Consider the following 17,867-nt stretch of genomic DNA (forward strand, 5'->3'; position numbering starts at 1 on the left):
ATTACACTCCTAGCTGTAATAGTCTGTCGTTGAATTGAATTTGTCGGTGATTCGCTTGAATTTGCGCACTCAGTTGTTGGGTTTGTGCCACCAGCATGTCGAGAAATTCGCCGGCATAGAAAAGCGTTAAATCGCCTGTGGTATTAATCGTGATAGCGTCTACGGGTGCAGCACTTAACAGCAGATCAAACCCTTGTACGATTTGTGCAATGGGTGTTTGATAAAAAAGTACATTTTGCGGGTGAGACCAAACGGCAAACAAAGTGCCATCGGCAAGATAAAAACCCACTTCTCGCACCGCATACTCAGCATCGTCAATAAAATGTCCGGTAATATGAAATTGTCCGTCACCAACAACTTGCCCGCCGGCAATCGCCACGCGATTTTTTTCGCCTCGCAGCCTGGTTTGGCTACGAGACGGCGTATAGCCAGAAGTGCCTACCGCAATCGCGCTAATATCAATGGTAAAACCATTAGCTTTGGCATTAACGGCCGCGTTTAATCCCGCCTGCGTAATAAGCGGCGTAAATTGTTCCATGAGTCATTCCTTTAGAGTCTGTTAATCTTCAAGTTTGTTTTGCAGCAGCTTTGTTTAGGTATTAATAGCAATAAAACGACTGTCGCTGGATTTGGATAGCAAAGGGCGCTGCGTGAACATAAAGGCTAGAAGCACTTTTGAGATCAGAGCGCACTTCACCAGATATTTTGCCCACCCCTTGCAAAACAGAAGTACCAGCAAGATACGACTGGCTTACATTTGCAACATTATCTGTGTGTTGAGGCATCCACGTTCGCTGGAGACTCGCAGACTGACTGACGGTATTGAGCGATAAGCTTGCACTTTGTTGTACGCCTACATGCAAACTAATTTGGCTGCGACATGGTTTTGTCATCACCACAGCTTGCCAAAGTTGTGCCTGCAACTTAGGAGTCAGTAGCGTGCTACCAGCTGGATCTAGGTTCTGAGCGGCCAACGCAATGATCTGTGCAGAATGCGGCGTAAACGCGTGAGGATTTTCTTGTTGCCACCACTCTTTAAGCTCAACTTTTGCAGCTAGAGTGGAGAGCGCGCTTTTTATTGCAGTAACCGTGCCTTTTATTCGATGATCGGGCACGCTATTCGCTATAATCTTGCGCTTCACTTCAACTGGCCAAGCGCTATCCCAAAAGTCCACGCTGAGTGCATCCGCAAGCCAAGGTAAAAAATGCTCGGGACATCGCCATGGATCCCAAAGACTACCAAGTGGAACAGGAGTCGCAGAAACTTTACTTAGCGCCTTTGCCAACGCATGCTCAAGCTTAGTGCTTGCGTGCGGTAATAGCGTATTAAATATCTCTTCCTGCAATGTTTATCTCCACTTGTGTACAAAACGCTGCCTGCCAAGGGGTATTGATAATGTCGGCGGCGGGTGAGAGCAGCTCAACACGTTGCACACCTGCTTGGTGTAGCGCACTGTAAAGCCCAGACAACCGAATATCATGATTAAGTTTATGATGTGTTTTCAACCATTGCTGCACGCTTTGCTCTACCGTAGATCTCACGTTTTCTTCATCAGGGCCTGGATATAAATAAAGCGTGGCGCGGAGGGTAAATTCTTTTACCTCAGCTGAGAGTACTCGTGGCCTATCTGTCAGAGGCCTAATGTCTTCTTGAAACAAATGCTCTGTAATTGCTGTGATTTCGTCTTGATTTGGTATGCCATTGCCTCTATCTGTCAGCACCGTTATGGCAACATCCCCCGGCGCAGCATCTTGAAGCCTAGCGGCATGGCTACAATGCAGCAATTTCGTATGCTCTGGTACTAAGTCTGATAATGGCGGCTCGACCTGAAGCAGCTCAAACTCGGGAGACTCAACAAAAACATCCTTAACTTGAGGTAAGGCTTTAAGCGTGTGAAAACAATAAGCACCAATAGGCCCTGCCGTACTAAACCCTTCTAGTGCCAACTGAATACGCGCTCGAAAGCGCTCATCACTTTCCCCAGCTTCTCGTATCACCGCAAAACGATTACCCAAATAATCGAGTTCACTGCTCGTGGCTTTTGCCAGCAACACCTGCTGCGCGCCTTCATTAATTTGTTGACGTAATAGTAGCTCTCGATAAGCAAAGACTTCCATCAGCTTGACGATGGGGTCGCTAGGTAGTAGCTCAGAAAGTTCTGGGCAGGTGTGTTCTACGGCTTGTTTTAGTTCGTTATAAAGCGTTTTAAATTCAACGGGTTCAAGTAAATCGGATGCGGGTAATTGACTAAGACTGACCGCACTGAAGTTAGTTAAAGACATAATGGGGCCTGTTGTAAGGCACCCAATCAAAAATGACTGGGTGCTTGTGGTGGGTATGTTTAAGCGTTGCTTTGCAGTGCTTGACTTACGCCATTTGCACGCTCAGCGATTTCATGCATCACCTGAGCTTCACCTTTCACTTGGTATGGAAAAGTTAAGCTTCCCGATTGCACATCAGCGTGGATATGGCCAATTTTATCTTTAAGTCCGCTCACGGAAGCTCTAACGTCATCCAGTGATTGCGCGGTACTAAGTGAAGTAACCAAACTGCTCAGCTCTTTCAGCAATAATTGAGCCGTGTCTGCCGTTGTACCGAGCAATGTGTCTGTGTCTGCAACTTGTTGAGCAATTTGCTCACGCGCAGATTGCTTGCTCTGAAGGGCTGTCTCAGCTGCACTAAGCTCTAGTGTGAAGGTTGTTCCCACTCCAAATGTATCTTCAACAAACTCTTGCGTTACAAAATGTGGGGTTTTGGCGTCGTAGAACTTGTCAACAATTTGGTTATTTACTATTAGTTTTGCCATTTTTATTCTCCTTAGTCGTAAGCATTTTGTGTAGCGTCACCTAAATAGGCGAATTGTCCCCAACCGTCTAGCGGAACATCTCCAGTTACCACAGCAGGAAGGGCAATTTGAATCACGCCAGTCTCATCTTCTGGCTTCCCTTGACCATGAACATAAGGGTGACAATGGCTATATTGATTTCGACCGTAATAGATGGTTTTACCGCAAAGCTTTGCATCTTGATTTGCTTCTAAGCCTTCACACCACCAATTGTTTGGTACTGTCCCTCGAATATGCTTTACGATCGCCGCGACAGTGACCATTGTTGGTGCTCTAAAGTATTGATACATTAAATATGCATATTGATCGGCATTACTTCCCCTTTTGTTGGGGTAATATTCCAGCTCCCAAATATTAAATTTACCTGCAAAGTATTTGGTGTCAGAATTAATTGCTCGTAAAAACTCTCTTGCAAGCGGCGTTCTTTGGTCTGTTTCGACTCCGGTTGTAACTGTTTCTAAAAGTCTCGCTTCTTTTACATAACCACCATTCCAAGAGTGTGGAAAAGTCCCTGCCTCATTGGGAATTAATGCTTGGTTTCTAGTCACGCGAAAATGCGACTGCTTTTTGCGGGCAGAGTCAAACCTTTGATCTATTTTGCCTAACTCCGCGTTGACTTTATTTTTTGCATCAACAACGCTGCTAGTTAAAGTCGCCGTAATATCTTGAATTTTATTATCGACGGTTGCGGTGAGGTCGTTTGACGCCTCAATCAATTTGGCAATATCTTGTTCTAATGCCATATTTTTTCTCCATATGGTTAATACAATTTGTAAAAGGAATACTGAGTGCTATCTCAGCGGTAAATCAGGCACAAAAAAGCCCACCGAATGGTGGGCTTAATAGCCTAAAGTCGTTGTAGATTGGTGTTATTGCGGTTTTGGGTAGCGATTTTTAATGGTGCTTCGCGCTTGCAGCCACGCAGTTTTTGCCGCTTGTGCTGCTTCACTCGCTTCACCAAATTCGGCCATTGCCGCTAAGTAATCGAAGGCAAGACCATCTGACTCGCACTGGTAAGCAAAACTTCTAGCGTGCACACATTGCGCTGCAAGCTGAGCCTGCTTTGCCTCAGCTAGAATACTCGGAATATCAGCGCTGGCTACGCCTAAGTCTGCCAGTGTTTTTTCATCTGCCGGCACATTAATCAGTTCATCATCACCGATTTTTAAGGTTTTAATTTCCATTGTGACTCCTTTAAGCTGTTGGTGGTGTGTATGGATGGTGTGCGTAAGGGATTGAGCTTAGTGTTGGTGCTAAGCGCCCGGCAAATGGAATTGGCTCTGCGTACCAACGAACAGTCCAACTATCCCAGCTTCTTGCATATAGATTCCGTCTCTCTTGATCGCTACCGTCATGGAACCATACGTCGCCTTTCCAGTTTTTAATAATTCGATATTTAAGACCGCCACCTCTTAAGTAAACCCCGCTATGAGTAGCACAGAATGCACCAAAGGCACCTTCTTCACCGCCACCATATAGATCTAAACTTGAGTCCGCTTTTTCGCGTTTGCAGTACATAGCAAAACTGGCATGGCTTACGGTTGGGTTATAACGCTCATGAAAGCGTTTAACATGTAGAAAATTTGAATCACCGTGCCAAGCCGTTGCATTTCCTTCCAACTCAAGTAAAAGTGCCGCTTGGTGAGGGCTTGTGGTGTTTAAGGGTTTTGTGTCACCATTCCATGAATACTGGCGAGCAATCGTTAACTTACTCACTCCCGCAGCATTACTGGGCATAACCCACCACACCGGATAAAAATAATCCTTTGAACCACCGATAAAAATATCCTGAACATAGCGTGTTTCAGGCATCGCTTCTTGAATAAATTTGTCGACATCTTGCTCTTTTTTTGCAATACGCGTGTCAAAGGCAGCCATTTGGTTGTCGAGCTGCTGCGCTTTGTTATCCACCACTGCCGTTAAGGCATCGGTAGACTGAATGAGATTAGCAATATCTTGTTCTAATGCCATGAGTTGCTCCTATAAAATTCCTTTGTCCATCAACTCAAACTTCTGTTTAAGATGACGAGTCATATTGTTAATTTGCGCAGCGCCTAGCTTGGCAAGTTCAGGGGCGATAAGAATATTCAGATTAACGCCGTTATCGACGATGGTAACGGCGTCGGCAGGTACGCCCGTTAGCACCAAATCAAAAGCAAGAAGTAAATCGACTTCCGCCGATTTATAAGCAATGGGTCTATCTGGTGAAGAATACACCGCAAATAGCACCTCTTGTGTTTGGCCATTTGCTTCGCTTTCGATATAAAAGCCCACTTCATTGACCCAAAAGTTGTGATCGGTATCATCAATCACACTCATATGGATTTGGGCATTCCCCTTATCTTCGCCACTTGCCACCATAATGCGGTGGACTTCTTGTTGTAGCTGTCGGCGGCCTTGATCTGGCGTATAGTTGCCAGTGCCAAGCCCTACCTTGCTGATCTTCGCTTGAAAGCCATTTTTTTGGGCGTTAAATACTGCTTCCAAACCCGCGGTGGTGATGGTCGGCCGTAAAATCGTGCTCACAGCACCTGTCTCCTTTTGTTGAGTGATATCAACCCGCATCAATACACAGCTCGTTTGATAAGCTGGTTTATGAAGCACATTGATATGAAATGACAGCAATGGGTTTTATACCAATAGGTACTACCGCTGGGTAAACGCTGATGACATCAATTGAAGTGTTTATTCGCTATTCCAATAGCGGTTGTAGGCTAAATTGCTGCGATGGTTATACGTGGCAGTAGAATCTAGCCACTTGAAAACGACGATTAGTAAAGTGCAAAGTGCTCGCAAGTTCCGTCGTAAAGTCAAACTTGGCGGCAGGCAATCTTTGCTCATTGGTTAAATAAATTCGGCTAACCACATGACGGCGATTATTTAAGTGAAGCCCTACTCGCGCAGAGCTCTGTAAATACGCATTCACATGCTGGCTTTTCATATACCGGCCTGTCGCTGCGATTTGCTTATTGCTTGCCAATGCAAATGCCGCTGATACGGTGGCAGCGGGTGCTTTTATGGCCTCAGTTTGCGCTGACTTTCTCGCAACCTGCAAACCACTGGCAATAGAGGCAGTTTGCAGTGTTAGGCTCATTTTGGCACCAACTAGAAAATCGAAGTGGGCACGTTTTGGTTTAGTACTATCAGTAACATCTTTAACGGCTTGGTAAAGCTCTGGGCTTAAGATCACAGCGTCACTGGTATACGGAATTTCATTCGCCCACGCGATAAACATAAAGGTATGCGGCTGCTTTGATTGATAAGGCGCCAGTGCTATATCATCAATTTCTTGAAACCATTCAAAAAACTCAACACTTACCCCTAGCGCTGCCAATGCTCGCTTTACCGAGCCAACAGTACCTTTGTGCTTATGTACTTTGACCGAATTGGCGATAAATGCCCGTTTAGTATCTACCGGCCAGCTTTCATCCCACTCATCTACTGATAAAGACCATGCAAGCCAAGGTAATAAAGCCTCTGGGCAGGTCTCTGGGTGCCATTGCTTGCCCACATATTCTGGGATAGTTGGTGTTACCTCAAGCTTACTCGGTAAGTCTTCAGCTTGCTCAGCAATAGTGCGAACCAGCTTTGATGTGCCAGGTGGCAGTAATTTATGATAACTTGTCATAGCTCACCTTACTCCGTTGGAAAATGTAATTGCACATCGCGACAGTAAGCTGCATTTTTAGCACTTGGTGAGAGGTCGTCATGCATCGAGCGAAGCTTCACTTTTCTTACTCCTCCTTGATGCAAGGCATCAATAAGTCCCGAACTGGGTACTTCTTTCCCGAGCAAGTAATGTGATTGAATAAAGTTTTCAATTGCACGATGGATGGACACTTTAACCTGCTCCGTATTAATACCTGCATTAAAGTAAATATCGGCTTCAATCGTGTAGGCCGTTGGCTCTACCAAATGCACGCGTACAAGGTCCGTAAGCGGTCTAACATCTTCGTCGTTGAGATAACGTAACACCTCTGTTCTCAGTGCTTCTTTATCTTCCAAAGTCACCACATCAGCAACTGGTAACACATGGACTTCAACAATGCCCGGTAATGTTGACTCAACAAATACGTCTTTCACTTTTGCAGAAGCGGTAAACGCGTGGTACTGATAAGCACCAGACGTGCCTCCCATTGAGTGACTTTCAAGAGAAAGTGGGATCCGCAAACGATAGCGTTCATCCGATTCCGCTTCTTCTCGCGCTACACCGAACAAAACACCCAAATGATCCAAATCACTGCCCGTGGCATATGCCACCATCACAGATTGTGCGGCGTCATTTACACGCTGCCTCAGCAATACCTCACGATAGGCAAAAAGCTCCATCAGCTTTATTGCTGGATCTGAGGGAAGAAATGGATAATCTGGAAACTGCTGTTGCAATTGCGCTTCTAATTCCTGATAAATAGCTTCATAGCTGACTGTCTCCAACACATCAGGTGCAGATAGGCGCGTCAAATCAATAGCATTATTCATGCTACTCTCCTTTTAAATGGGGTTGGATAAAGAAAGCCAATACGGCCGATAATAGCTGCGCTACGGACCCACTCTGCGGGCACCGAGCAACGTATCTAATTTTTTATCTATAGAATCTAAGCGCTTTTCGATGCGCTTTTGGTCTTCTTGGCGAATTTGCTTGAGGTGGTCAAGCTCTTGGGAGTTAGTGGTGATCCTTTTATCTAAGTCGCCAAGGTAAATAACACCAGACACCAACAGCGCAATGGTGGTGAGAATGTGGGCCAAATTAAACTCCTTTTTCATTTGCCATTGTTCAGGATGATTCACTTGCTGACCCCTTTTACTTTCTCAACGGTTCTAAGCCCTGCAAGCCCTAACATGGCAAGCGTAAGCTCTAACATCACATCCAGCGGCAACTCAGGCGTACCATGTTCAGGCATTAACCACTGTAGAATTGGATTAATCACGAACGAAAACAAAAAGCCTAGACCACACACCCACATCAAAAAAGGCCTCGCCCCCGCAACAAACACACTGCGATGCGCTGCTTGAACTTGATTGATCTGCGCTTGTACTAATGCATGCTTTGCTATTAGTCTCGCCTTTAAATGCTCTTGCTTGAGTACTTCTTCTTCACTGGTAAACAATTCATCAAGAATATTGCCAATTGCTTCTATCGGAGCCACTGTTTTTGCAGAAAATAGGCTACCTAATAGACTCATGATTGCCATTCCCCAGAGATCATCTGTTGAGCAAGCTCTTGCGCGCGATTAGGCACTTGTCTTGCCCATCGGCTATCTAACATTTCTAGCGCGGCGGTATCAAAATCACCTTTTTCGACCGCTTGTAACATTCGACTAAAATTAAGTAATCCTGTGATCCCTAAGTTAAATGCCATATTTACCAGCACCGCCATCCGTGCATCGTTGCAGTGTTGGGTTGCAATCCTGCGCGCCACCGCCGCTTTGGCATTTTCTACATCGCTCGCAAGTAGTGATTCTGCTTCTTCTTCATCAATCCCCTTATCATCGAGATTTCGACCATAACCAATAGTCAGCTTTCCCGCGGTACAAAGGTAAGGAAATTGGCGAAACCCCTCATGTTTTTTGAGTTGCTCTACTGTATTCATTACGGACATACAATTCCCCTTTATTGTTGCTAATGTGTCGACATATTAACCATCAAGCTTTGCTCAGCTTTCAATAACCAAAACTCCATTGAACGCTTGCTGTCAAAACCCAATGTTTTTGCTGCATCGACCACCTTGTTATGCATCATGTATTTAGCTCGGATTGCACGCTTACATTCTGGCCTAAGTAACTCAATTGATGCGGTAAGTTGAGCAATTTCATCTGGCACATGCATCTGCTCTGCACTCACATACTTACTTGATGAACTGCCAATAGCTTCAGTTGCTGCTTGACGGCTAAAGCCCTTACCTAGCTCTTTACTACACCAAAACTTACCCCAGCGCTTAAGGGCAGTACGTACCTGTTTAATTGTCACTTGCTTGTTGGTCATGGATTTTTCCTATCACTTCTAAAATATCGAGTAAGTACACATCTTCAACTAGGCCAATAACATCATTCCAGCGTGGGCTATATTCCCTATTTTCCCATCGTCTTAACGTACGCTCCTCAATACCATAATGAGCGGCTGATTCAGCTTGCGTGTAACCTCTGAGCTTTCGCGCAACACGAAGAATTTCGGCGCCTGTTGGAGCTGGTTTGCTTTGACCCACCAGTCTGGATGTGGTTGTGTTTATAAGTGTCATTGTTCTCCTTACCTCAAAAAATAAACACGACTAGTGAAAATTTGTTCTGCTTAGCTGAATGGGGATCGCTGAAAAGCGAAAACAACGTAGCCGTTCATCCTTGCCATCGAGTTTTTAGTTCCGGTAAAAACCCACCACGCCCGTTAACATGTTCATCTGATAACTTTCTTCAGCGTAGTGATATAATAGCGATTTCTCGGATTGGAAACAGGTCAAAAATGACCTATGAATGATATGCTTACAATTAATAACTGGATAAATAAACAGTTCAATTATTTAACTTATTAAAAGGCAAATAAAAAATTACAATAGTTAACCAACTTTAGCTTGGGCATTGTTTTTTCCTCGTTCTGAACTATCAACATTGCAGCACTGGAAGGCTTTCTCTAAAATACATCTAACTTAAAAAAGAGATTGGAAACTAATGGCTCAATATATTTATACCATGTCGCGGGTGAGCAAAGTTGTGCCACCTAAGCGCACTATTCTGAAAGACATTTCTTTATGCTTTTTCCCGGGCGCTAAAATTGGTGTTTTAGGTCTTAATGGTGCAGGTAAATCGACCTTACTTCGTATTATGGCGGGTGTGGATAATGAATTCGAGGGCGAGGCACGTCCGCAACCTGGTACTAAGATTGGTTACCTACCGCAGGAACCTGTACTAGATGAAAGCAAAACCGTTCGTGAAACGATTGAAGAAGCAGTTGGCGAAGTTAAGCGCGCACTTACTCGATTAGACGAAGTGTACGCAGAGTACGCAATGGAAGACGCTGACTTTGATGCGCTAGCTAAAGAGCAAGGCGAATTAGAAGCTATCATCCAAGCACACGACGGTCACAACCTAGATAATGCCCTTGAGCGCGCTGCCGATGCGCTTCGTTTACCAGAATGGGATGCAAAAATTGAGCACCTCTCAGGTGGTGAAAGACGCCGTGTTGCTATCTGCCGATTGTTACTTGAAAAGCCAGATATGCTGCTTCTTGACGAACCAACTAACCACTTAGATGCCGAGTCAGTTGCGTGGCTGGAGCGCTTCCTTCATGACTACGAGGGCACAGTGGTGGCGATCACCCACGACCGCTACTTCCTAGATAATGTAGCTGGCTGGATTTTAGAGCTTGACCGTGGCCATGGTATTCCGTGGGAAGGTAACTATTCTTCATGGCTTGAGCAAAAAGATGCACGTTTGAAGCAAGAAGAAAAATCAGAGAAAGCACGCCAGAAGTCGATTGAAAAAGAACTTGAATGGGTGCGCTCAAATCCGAAAGGTCGCCAAGCTAAGTCTAAAGCACGTATGGCGCAGTTTACCGAGCTTCAGCAAAACGACTATCAAAAGCGTAACGAAACCAACGAGCTATTCATTCCACCAGGTCCTCGCTTAGGCGACCAAGTGATTGAAGTGAGCAACTTACGTAAAAGCTTCGGTGACAGATTATTGATTGACGACTTGAACTTCAACGTACCTAAAGGTGCAATCGTAGGGATCATCGGTGCGAACGGCGCGGGTAAATCAACGCTATTTAGAATGTTGAGCGGTCAAGAGCAGCCAGATAGTGGTAACATCACCATAGGTGAGACGGTTGAAATCGCCACTGTTGAACAGTTCCGTGATGACATGGACGGTAATAACACCGTATTCCAAGAGATCTCTAACGGCCAAGACATTCTTAAAATTGGCAACTTTGAAGTACCAAGCCGCGCTTATGTTGGCCGCTTTAACTTCAAAGGTAATGACCAGCAAAAATTTGTAAAAGAGCTTTCTGGTGGTGAGCGCAATCGTCTGCACTTAGCAAAACTACTAAAAGCGGGCGGTAACGTGCTATTGCTGGATGAGCCAACCAACGATCTAGACGTTGAAACGTTGCGAGCGCTAGAAAATGCGATTTTGGAATTCCCGGGTTGCGTTATGTGTATCTCGCATGATCGTTGGTTCCTAGACCGTATCGCGACTCACATCCTAGATTACCGTGATGAAGGTCAAATCAATTTCTTTGACGGCAACTACACTGAATACGAAGAGTGGCTGAAGAAGACCTTTGGTGCTGAGGCTGCTGAGCCTAAGCGTATCAAATATAAGAAGATTGGCTAAAAGCTCAAACGTTAGCCTATCGACGATGATAATCTGAGGCTCCTCATTAGGGGCCTTTTTTATTTTTTAGTACCTGCTTAACTTTATTCATGTCGCACTGTGGAGGCAAGTCGCAAATCAAATTACAGTGGCAATTCCATCCAAGCGGTGTAATTTATTGTCATTTTTTGGTAGCGAGCACAATGATATAAGCTATTCTTTAGCTATACGGACTATTAGGATCAGCAATGAAAGAACGTCGACGTTATTCCAGAGTTATTTTTTCAAACGAGGCACAATTTATGGCCTCAAGCGGTGATTTTAGCTGCGAAATCTTGGATTTATCGCTCAATGGCGCGTTACTCACCCTGCCAGATGGCTATGTGCCACTCAAAAACGATCCAGCAAGTTTAAACTTTTATCTACCTGGTAGTGATATCCAAATTACGATGGAGGTAGAAGTTCGTCACGTTGAAGAAGGTCACCTGGGCGTACATTGCCGTCAAATCGATCTCGATAGTGTGACGCATTTAAAGCGCCTTATTGAACTCAACCTTGGAGATGATGATATACTACATCGCGAGCTGGAGCAGCTCACCTACGATGATGATTAATACCCATCGAATTTCATATTCGATTTTATAACAAAGAGAAAACTATGATTTTGGATTCTTTACAAGGATTTGTCCCTTTTATTTCCTACTTCGGCCTTGCCTACTTACTTACCTTAGCCTTTTTATTTATATACTCCAAAGTTACTCCCCATTGTGAGTGGAAGCTAGTTAAAGAAAACAACCCCGCTGCTGCAACTGCGTTTTGCGGTACCTTAATTGGTTTTGTCTTGCCTATCGCCAGTGCTGCAATCAATGCAGTCTCTCTTATTGATTTTGCCGTTTGGGGTGTTATTGCGGGAGTAATGCAATTAATTACCTTCTTCATGGTAAGAATGTATATGCCAAAGCTATCTGAGAAAATCGAAAATAATCACGTCAGTGCAGGTTTGTTCTTAGGTGGTGCGTCGCTTGCGACCGGAATTTTGAATGCCGCTTGCATGACCTATTAAGGAGTCAAGATGAAAAGGAGTAGAACAATCAAATTGACTTTATTAATGGGCGCCACAGGAGGGCTGACCGCGTGTGGTGATAGCGACGAATCAGCCTTACTTTTTAAAAACGTCGATGAATGTACATCATTCGGTATTGAAGAAGAAGCATGCCAGTTTCAATACCAACAAGCACTCGATAGCCATCGCCAAGAAGCGCCCAAATATGCCTCTGAACAGCTATGCGAAAGCGACTTTGGTTTTGACCGTTGTGAGCATTCAAGTGGTGGGATCTGGCGTCCAATTATGGCGGGCTTTATGGTTGCTGCGCTTGCAGAGGCCGTAGACGAAGGCCTAGACATGATGAAAAAGCGCAAGAAGAAAAAGGCAGCGTACTTAGGCGGCACCTACTATTCAGGCGCAAAACCGTTGTATCGCTCTCGTGATGACTTCTTTAGCTATCGAAATGCACAAAATGGTTTTGTCGCGTCAGCAAAATCGTCGGGTACAACGTCGGTCAAAAGCTCAACCATCAATTACAAGCCGCGTGCCAGCTCAGTTTCGCGAAGCCGTGGTGGGTTTGGTCGCAGCGCTTCTCGTAGTAGTGGTGGCAGTTGGGGCAGCTAAGTCAGTCTTAGTTTGATAAAAAATAAGCCGAGGTCCACTCGGCTTTTTATCGAGTGCTTTGTAGTTTCCCAAGTATCTATGCAATTGGTATTAGACGGATCGATTTTACACTTATGTTAAGAATTTCTATTGATGAACGCCCACACTGGCGTGAACAAGCCAAAGCCCATGGCTTTGAATTTCATACTATGTATGGCGAAAAGTACTGGGACGAAAGTGCTTATTATCAATTTACGTTAAAGCAAATTGAGCAAGACTTGGAAGACCCAAGCGATGAACTCCATCAAATGCTCTTACATCTTGTCGAAATAGTGTGTAACGACGAGTCGCTGCTGCAACAGTTTGCAATTCCTGAGTCTCAATGGGAACTAGTGACTCGCTCATGGCGTCGTCGAGATCAAGCGCTCTACGGCCGCTTTGACTTTAGTTACGATGGTAAGTCCCCAGCTAAACTGCTGGAGGCCAATTACGACACGCCCACCAGCTTATTCGAAACGGGTTACTGGCAGTGGCTATGGCTTGAAGAACAAGTGCAAGCAGGCAAGCTACCTCGCAATGCGGATCAATTTAATGGCCTACAAGAAGCGCTGATAGAACGGTTTTATCAGCTGCATAAACTCTACCGTGGTGCTCCCCTGCACTTTTCTTGTTGCAAAGAAAGCATTGAAGATTTGGGCACCATTCAGTATATGCGCAGCTGCGCGATGGAAGCTGGACTCAAGACTAAACAAGTCTTTATCGAAGATATCGGATTTCACGATAAGTACTTTGTCGACCTTGGTGATCGCAAAATCCAATGGATGTTTAAGTTATACCCGTGGGAATTTATGTTTCAAGATGAATATAGTGAACAATTATCAAAAGCAAAAGTGCAATGGCTAGAGCCCACGTGGAAAGCGATTTTATCTAATAAAGCAATCTTGCCTTTGCTATGGCAAACCTTTCCAAATCACCCAAACCTGTTGCCAGCATACTTTGAACGGGATAAACATAAGATTGCAAAAAGTGAGTCCGGCTATGTGAAAAAGCCGTTATTTTCTCGCGAAGGCGCTAACATTGAGATCCGAAAGGACCAACAGCTGCTTGCACAGTCCGCTGGTGGATATGGCGAAGAAGGTTATATCTATCAGGCTTACTCACCTTTGCCCAAGTTTGCAGGCTTCAATACGCTCATAGGCTCATGGATTGTAGGCGATAAAGCGGTTGGAATTGGTGTTCGTGAAGATAAAAGCCTGATCACCCAAGACCTCAGTCGCTTCTTACCCCATATTATTGTTGGTTAATATCCATTGGACCAACCTAAATACAGTCAGAATGGAGCAAACTTGTTCCATACCTCAATGGGCTTAGAGAACAAAAACTTATTAAATTCATATCATCAGCACTTTTCATACCAATTGCATTAAGTAAATGAGCTATTTTGAAAGCAGAGAAATAGCTTTAGTAGCTCCGCTTTCGCGTCCAGCTATCGCCAAGGTACCTATATCCAACTTTGCTATTTAGTTGTTCTAAATGAGAAGTTTTTAACGACGCTAATATGATATTTCACCCTTCAAATAGGTTGGAGAATTAATGCAATTGGTATTAGACAAACACTGGTTAAACCCTCCGCAAAAATTAACACAAACTTAACCAGTGTACTAAAGTAGTATCTAGGCTTTGTATTAAGCTGATAGAGCAGCGCTTGGCTTGGATAAATTACGATTTTTTGGAAGGTGCGCTCACTGTTTGAGTGTGCCAGACGCGTTATAGATCACTTAGCGAGTTAGGAAGTAAAAGCTACCTGTCTCAAAAGTGTGAGACATAGTCGATTAAGGAACTCACATGACTCACTACAAAATAGGTTCAGATATTAGTCAAAAACCCAGTCCAAAAGCGGTCAAAGTCGCGGTGATCGGAGCTGGTATGTCTGGTCTATATAGTGCGTGGCGATTACAGTGCGAAACTGATATTTGTGACTTCGCGATTTTTGAACGCAGTGACCGTACAGGTGGACGATTGGACTCTGATCTTATCCATTTCAAAGATAATCGCGCAGGAGCAAAGCCCGGCAGCATCATTACAGTCAAAGAAGAACAAGGTGGCATGCGGTTTTTATTTGAAGGTATGGATGACCTAATGGCTCTCTTTCTAAAATTGGGTTTGGAAGATCAAATAGTCCCCTTTCCCATGAACAGCAGCGGCAATAACCGACTCTACTTTCGCGGTACCAGCTTTTCGGTAAACGATGCCGAACAAGACAACTATCATATTTGGTCCACACTGTATAACCTTGACCCGAGCGAACAAGACATTAATCCTAAAGACATTATTAATGTTGTTTTTAATCGTATCTTGCAAGTGAACCCACAGTTCGATTCAAGGCCTGAGGTTCGAGATCCTGAGTTTTGGCAGGACTTCCGCCTGCATTGCCAATGGCAAGGTGAGCCCCTGTATAACTGGTCTCTGTGGGATTTACTCACAGATATGGGTTATAGCCAAGAATGTATCACCATGCTGTATCGTGTTTTGGGCTTCAATGGCACTTTCTTATCGAAAATGAATGCCGGCGTCGCCTATCAGCTTTTGGAAGACTTTCCAGCGGATGTTAAATTTAAAACTTTTAAAGACGGCTTTAGCACCCTGCCAAACGCACTGGTGGATAAAATAGGTAAAGAGAAGATCCACCTGCAAACCAGTATTGATAGCATCGCCTTTGATAACTCTGACAATCTATATGTACTCAAGTACACCAAAACCGAGCAAGATGGGCAGGTAAGTGAAGGAACATTTAAAGCTGAAAAGCTTATTTTAGGGCTACCAAGGCTCGCACTTGAAAAGTTGTTCATTGCGTCAGATGTCTTTAAACAATTACCAAAACAACGACGAGACGAGTTATGGGATACATTGCAAAGCACAAGTAATCAGCCGCTCCTTAAGATTAATTTGTACTACGACACCGCATGGTGGGGAACTGGTATGACAGGCCGTCCAGCGGTAAGCTTTGGACCTAACTTTGCAGACTTACCAACTGGGTCGGTTTATCCCTTTTATGCCTTAAATGATGAGCTCGCAGCCGCGCTTATGTATAACGAGCGCCATGCAGAGCCAAACTCAGACACACAACACAAACTCGAAGGGATAGAAGCAGCTAAATACAGTCGCCCGGCCGCACTGACTATTTACTGTGATTATGTAAATATTAACTTTTGGAGTGCACTGCAAAACAAAGGAGAGCTTTATCATCACCCCCGCGAGTCTGAACTCATTGAATCTATTCCCAGCGATATTTTCCCAGCCTCAGAAGCGGTTGTACGACAAGCGACACAATTCTTCAAAGACATCTTTAATACGCATTATGTCCCACAACCCACCCTCACCAGCGCCCGAATTTGGGAAGGGAATGTGAATTTCAATGTCCCTGAAAATCTTCAATTTGGTTTTGGCGTACATCAATGGGCGATTGGTGCGAATGATAAAGATGTTATCGAAAGTTTAGTGGAACCTTTGCCAAACCTATTTACCTGCGGTGAAGCTTACTCAGACTATCAGGGTTGGGTAGAGGGCGCGTTACGTTCAACGGATTTAGTACTACAAAAAGGGTTTGGTTTAGCACCACTAAGCGAAGTTTTTGAAGCAGACGAAGGCCGTAGCTCGTCAGAAGCAATACAAATCGCCTATCGGAAAATTTCTAATAAAATGATTGTGGAATATATCGATCCTAACTTTTCACCAAATACCAAAGACAAAGTACCGCTTGATGAAGTCAATAGTGTTTTTGGCGTAAACCTAAGTTATTTCGATAAGCCCTGACCCGTCTCCCTAGGGCCTGTTGACCTTTACTGTTTGATTTTTGTTCCCTGAGTGGGTTTTGGTCGCGGCGCTCGACTCGCCGCCTAGTAATCTAAGCAAAAGTTGAGCAACAATGAACAAAGCGCACTCAGGGGAGCCCAAAGGGCAGCGCTTGATTGGCATTTCTTCTGTGTTGCCCCACAAGGATGTGGGGTAAGATGACTTTGCAGGAGCACAAAGTCTTTATCGCCTGACTCACATAGAGCAACTATGCTACGCAGGCTCTGCCTTGTATAAATACCAATCAAACTGCTGCAAAAATAAACTTGAAAGATAAACAGGCCCTAATAACGAGGAGTTTTTTACTCCTCATTATTCCCACCTTACAGAACGAGTTGATAGTTCTAAATCAAGTAAAACCGTTCCAGCGTACGTCAAATTAACCCAAGCTCCGCAGCTCTGAGCCCTGTGATAAGTATTCTACTCTTTTGTGATAAAAACGTGATAACTCCGTGAGCCTATCTCAATATCTTACAGCCATGATAAGGGAACTGTTAATCCTAATAAGAAGAGTACATCATGAAAGCAAAAATCCTGACCACCCTAGTCGCAACGTGTTTGTCTAGCACTGCGCTGGCACAAGACCTTGAAGTAAAAATCACTAACCTCACTCACGGTATTTACTATACGCCTTTACTGGTGGCTGCTCATAACCAAGATACCGCTCTTTTTAAACTCGGTGAGCCAGCTTCCGAAGCATTGCAAACGATGGCCGAGGGCGGTGACATTTCAGCTTTAGGACAACTCCTCGAAAGCGCAAACGCCAATATGGTCGCCAACCCAGCCGAGGGACTACTTGCACCCGCGAGTTTTACAATGACCATGATATCAACCGCTGAAGGAAACACCCATCTTTCAATTGTGGCGATGCTACTCCCTACCAACGATGGATTCGTAGGATTAAATGCGTGGCCTATTCCAAGCACTGCAGGCACCTATGAAGTTTACCTCAATGCCTATGATGCAGGAACTGAAGCCAATAACGAGCTCATTGTTGAAGGCTCTGGCGCACCCGGTGTGTTAGGGATCCCTGCATCGCCCGGTGTTGCGCCCGGAACTCAAGGTGCAGGCGTCACCACAAGCGAAGAGAACACGATGGTTCATATTCACAGAGGCAACGTAGGTGACGCTGAGCAAGTCGGTGGTAATAGCGATCTGCATAACACTGTGCACCGTTGGTTAAATCCTGTAGCTAAAGTAACGATAACTGTGAAATAA

General features: G+C 44.6%; 22 protein-coding genes. 7 read left to right on the plus strand and 15 right to left on the minus strand.

The genetic code is table 11. From position 1 onward, the window contains the following. Position 1 precedes the first annotated feature (1 nt). The 15 genes from B1L02_RS11950 to B1L02_RS12020 all read right to left on the minus strand — a co-directional run bounded on the left by B1L02_RS11950 (position 2) and on the right by B1L02_RS12020 (position 9,081). Positions 2-538 (minus strand): phage tail protein, encoded by a 537-nt coding sequence (locus B1L02_RS11950; protein WP_045988676.1) that lies wholly within the window; start codon positions 536-538, stop codon positions 2-4. Between the two features lie 61 nt (positions 539-599). Beyond that, the gene (locus B1L02_RS11955) at positions 600-1,346 is read right to left on the minus strand and encodes a phage tail protein I (RefSeq protein WP_088531196.1); all 747 of its coding nucleotides are present in this window, start codon (positions 1,344-1,346) and stop codon (positions 600-602) included. Next, positions 1,327-2,283 (minus strand): baseplate assembly protein, encoded by a 957-nt coding sequence (locus B1L02_RS11960; protein WP_088531197.1) that lies wholly within the window; start codon positions 2,281-2,283, stop codon positions 1,327-1,329. Before B1L02_RS11960 ends, B1L02_RS11955 begins: the two co-directional genes overlap by 20 nt. A gap of 59 nt (positions 2,284-2,342) precedes the next feature. Further along, entirely contained in the window at positions 2,343-2,807 is a 465-nt protein-coding gene (locus tag B1L02_RS11965; protein WP_088531198.1) for a hypothetical protein, read from the minus strand. An 11-nt stretch (positions 2,808-2,818) separates the two neighbouring features. Next, positions 2,819-3,589, minus strand: coding sequence for a hypothetical protein (locus B1L02_RS11970; protein WP_088531199.1), 771 nt, complete (start codon positions 3,587-3,589; stop codon positions 2,819-2,821). A 126-nt stretch (positions 3,590-3,715) separates the two neighbouring features. Further along, on the minus strand, positions 3,716-4,030 hold the full coding sequence (locus B1L02_RS11975; protein ID WP_088531200.1) for a hypothetical protein: 315 nt from the start codon (positions 4,028-4,030) through the stop codon (positions 3,716-3,718). A 10-nt stretch (positions 4,031-4,040) separates the two neighbouring features. After that, positions 4,041-4,817: a phage tail protein gene (locus tag B1L02_RS11980; RefSeq protein WP_088531201.1), complete on the minus strand. Its 777-nt coding sequence runs from the start codon at positions 4,815-4,817 to the stop codon at positions 4,041-4,043. Between the two features lie 9 nt (positions 4,818-4,826). Beyond that, positions 4,827-5,372, minus strand: coding sequence for a phage tail protein (locus B1L02_RS11985; protein WP_019647288.1), 546 nt, complete (start codon positions 5,370-5,372; stop codon positions 4,827-4,829). A gap of 205 nt (positions 5,373-5,577) precedes the next feature. Then, positions 5,578-6,474, minus strand: coding sequence for a phage tail protein I (locus B1L02_RS11990; protein WP_088531202.1), 897 nt, complete (start codon positions 6,472-6,474; stop codon positions 5,578-5,580). 8 nt (positions 6,475-6,482) lie between these two features. After that, a complete protein-coding gene (locus B1L02_RS11995; protein ID WP_069020304.1) occupies positions 6,483-7,325 on the minus strand; it encodes a baseplate assembly protein in 843 nt (280 codons plus the stop codon). Between the two features lie 60 nt (positions 7,326-7,385). Further along, the gene (locus B1L02_RS12000; RefSeq protein WP_010378331.1) at positions 7,386-7,634 is read right to left on the minus strand and encodes a hypothetical protein; all 249 of its coding nucleotides are present in this window, start codon (positions 7,632-7,634) and stop codon (positions 7,386-7,388) included. Then, positions 7,631-8,038, minus strand: coding sequence for a 3TM-type holin (locus B1L02_RS12005; protein ID WP_017218912.1), 408 nt, complete (start codon positions 8,036-8,038; stop codon positions 7,631-7,633). The genes B1L02_RS12000 and B1L02_RS12005 overlap by 4 nt, the downstream gene beginning before the upstream one ends. Beyond that, positions 8,026-8,445, minus strand: a complete 420-nt coding sequence (locus B1L02_RS12010; RefSeq protein ID WP_017218911.1) for a glycoside hydrolase family protein — start codon at positions 8,443-8,445, stop codon at positions 8,026-8,028. Before B1L02_RS12010 ends, B1L02_RS12005 begins: the two co-directional genes overlap by 13 nt. 20 nt (positions 8,446-8,465) lie before the next feature. Continuing rightward, positions 8,466-8,828, minus strand: a complete 363-nt coding sequence (locus tag B1L02_RS12015; protein ID WP_039496108.1) for a hypothetical protein — start codon at positions 8,826-8,828, stop codon at positions 8,466-8,468. Then, positions 8,803-9,081 (minus strand): helix-turn-helix domain-containing protein, encoded by a 279-nt coding sequence (locus B1L02_RS12020; protein WP_010378322.1) that lies wholly within the window; start codon positions 9,079-9,081, stop codon positions 8,803-8,805. The genes B1L02_RS12015 and B1L02_RS12020 overlap by 26 nt, the downstream gene beginning before the upstream one ends. Positions 9,082-9,505: 424 nt before the next feature. Between B1L02_RS12020 and ettA the strand changes: the two genes are divergently transcribed. From ettA to B1L02_RS12060, 7 genes are all read left to right on the plus strand, one after another. Continuing rightward, a complete protein-coding gene (gene ettA / locus B1L02_RS12025) occupies positions 9,506-11,170 on the plus strand; it encodes an energy-dependent translational throttle protein EttA (RefSeq protein WP_010378320.1) in 1,665 nt (554 codons plus the stop codon). A 227-nt stretch (positions 11,171-11,397) separates the two neighbouring features. After that, positions 11,398-11,763, plus strand: a complete 366-nt coding sequence (locus B1L02_RS12030) for a PilZ domain-containing protein (protein WP_088531203.1) — start codon at positions 11,398-11,400, stop codon at positions 11,761-11,763. Between the two features lie 44 nt (positions 11,764-11,807). Next, positions 11,808-12,212: a DUF350 domain-containing protein gene (locus B1L02_RS12035; protein WP_088531204.1), complete on the plus strand. Its 405-nt coding sequence runs from the start codon at positions 11,808-11,810 to the stop codon at positions 12,210-12,212. 9 nt (positions 12,213-12,221) lie between these two features. Continuing rightward, positions 12,222-12,818, plus strand: coding sequence for a DUF1190 domain-containing protein (locus B1L02_RS12040; protein ID WP_088531205.1), 597 nt, complete (start codon positions 12,222-12,224; stop codon positions 12,816-12,818). Positions 12,819-12,931: 113 nt separating this feature from the next. After that, positions 12,932-14,101, plus strand: coding sequence for a glutathionylspermidine synthase family protein (locus B1L02_RS12045; protein ID WP_088531206.1), 1,170 nt, complete (start codon positions 12,932-12,934; stop codon positions 14,099-14,101). Positions 14,102-14,642: 541 nt separating this feature from the next. Further along, entirely contained in the window at positions 14,643-16,610 is a 1,968-nt protein-coding gene (locus tag B1L02_RS12050) for an FAD-dependent L-amino acid oxidase (protein WP_088531207.1), read from the plus strand. 558 nt (positions 16,611-17,168) lie between these two features. Continuing rightward, positions 17,169-17,867, plus strand: a complete 699-nt coding sequence (locus B1L02_RS12060; protein ID WP_088531208.1) for a spondin domain-containing protein — start codon at positions 17,169-17,171, stop codon at positions 17,865-17,867.

Origin of the sequence: Pseudoalteromonas piscicida, assembly GCF_002208135.1 — a bacterium.
Classification (GTDB): domain Bacteria; phylum Pseudomonadota; class Gammaproteobacteria; order Enterobacterales; family Alteromonadaceae; genus Pseudoalteromonas; species Pseudoalteromonas piscicida_A.

Coding starts and splice junctions, on each gene's coding strand:
- B1L02_RS11950 (WP_045988676.1), bottom strand. CDS start 538: ATGGAACAATTTACGCCGCTTATTACGCAGGCGGGATTAAACGCGGCC.
- B1L02_RS11960 (WP_088531197.1), bottom strand. CDS start 2,283: ATGTCTTTAACTAACTTCAGTGCGGTCAGTCTTAGTCAATTACCCGCA.
- B1L02_RS11965 (WP_088531198.1), bottom strand. CDS start 2,807: ATGGCAAAACTAATAGTAAATAACCAAATTGTTGACAAGTTCTACGAC.
- B1L02_RS11970 (WP_088531199.1), bottom strand. CDS start 3,589: ATGGCATTAGAACAAGATATTGCCAAATTGATTGAGGCGTCAAACGAC.
- B1L02_RS11975 (WP_088531200.1), bottom strand. CDS start 4,030: ATGGAAATTAAAACCTTAAAAATCGGTGATGATGAACTGATTAATGTG.
- B1L02_RS11980 (WP_088531201.1), bottom strand. CDS start 4,817: ATGGCATTAGAACAAGATATTGCTAATCTCATTCAGTCTACCGATGCC.
- B1L02_RS11990 (WP_088531202.1), bottom strand. CDS start 6,474: ATGACAAGTTATCATAAATTACTGCCACCTGGCACATCAAAGCTGGTT.
- B1L02_RS11995 (WP_069020304.1), bottom strand. CDS start 7,325: ATGAATAATGCTATTGATTTGACGCGCCTATCTGCACCTGATGTGTTG.
- B1L02_RS12005 (WP_017218912.1), bottom strand. CDS start 8,038: ATGGCAATCATGAGTCTATTAGGTAGCCTATTTTCTGCAAAAACAGTG.
- B1L02_RS12010 (WP_017218911.1), bottom strand. CDS start 8,445: ATGTCCGTAATGAATACAGTAGAGCAACTCAAAAAACATGAGGGGTTT.
- B1L02_RS12015 (WP_039496108.1), bottom strand. CDS start 8,828: ATGACCAACAAGCAAGTGACAATTAAACAGGTACGTACTGCCCTTAAG.
- B1L02_RS12020 (WP_010378322.1), bottom strand. CDS start 9,081: ATGACACTTATAAACACAACCACATCCAGACTGGTGGGTCAAAGCAAA.
- ettA (WP_010378320.1), top strand. CDS start 9,506: ATGGCTCAATATATTTATACCATGTCGCGGGTGAGCAAAGTTGTGCCA.
- B1L02_RS12030 (WP_088531203.1), top strand. CDS start 11,398: ATGAAAGAACGTCGACGTTATTCCAGAGTTATTTTTTCAAACGAGGCA.
- B1L02_RS12035 (WP_088531204.1), top strand. CDS start 11,808: ATGATTTTGGATTCTTTACAAGGATTTGTCCCTTTTATTTCCTACTTC.
- B1L02_RS12040 (WP_088531205.1), top strand. CDS start 12,222: ATGAAAAGGAGTAGAACAATCAAATTGACTTTATTAATGGGCGCCACA.
- B1L02_RS12045 (WP_088531206.1), top strand. CDS start 12,932: ATGTTAAGAATTTCTATTGATGAACGCCCACACTGGCGTGAACAAGCC.
- B1L02_RS12050 (WP_088531207.1), top strand. CDS start 14,643: ATGACTCACTACAAAATAGGTTCAGATATTAGTCAAAAACCCAGTCCA.
- B1L02_RS12060 (WP_088531208.1), top strand. CDS start 17,169: ATGAAAGCAAAAATCCTGACCACCCTAGTCGCAACGTGTTTGTCTAGC.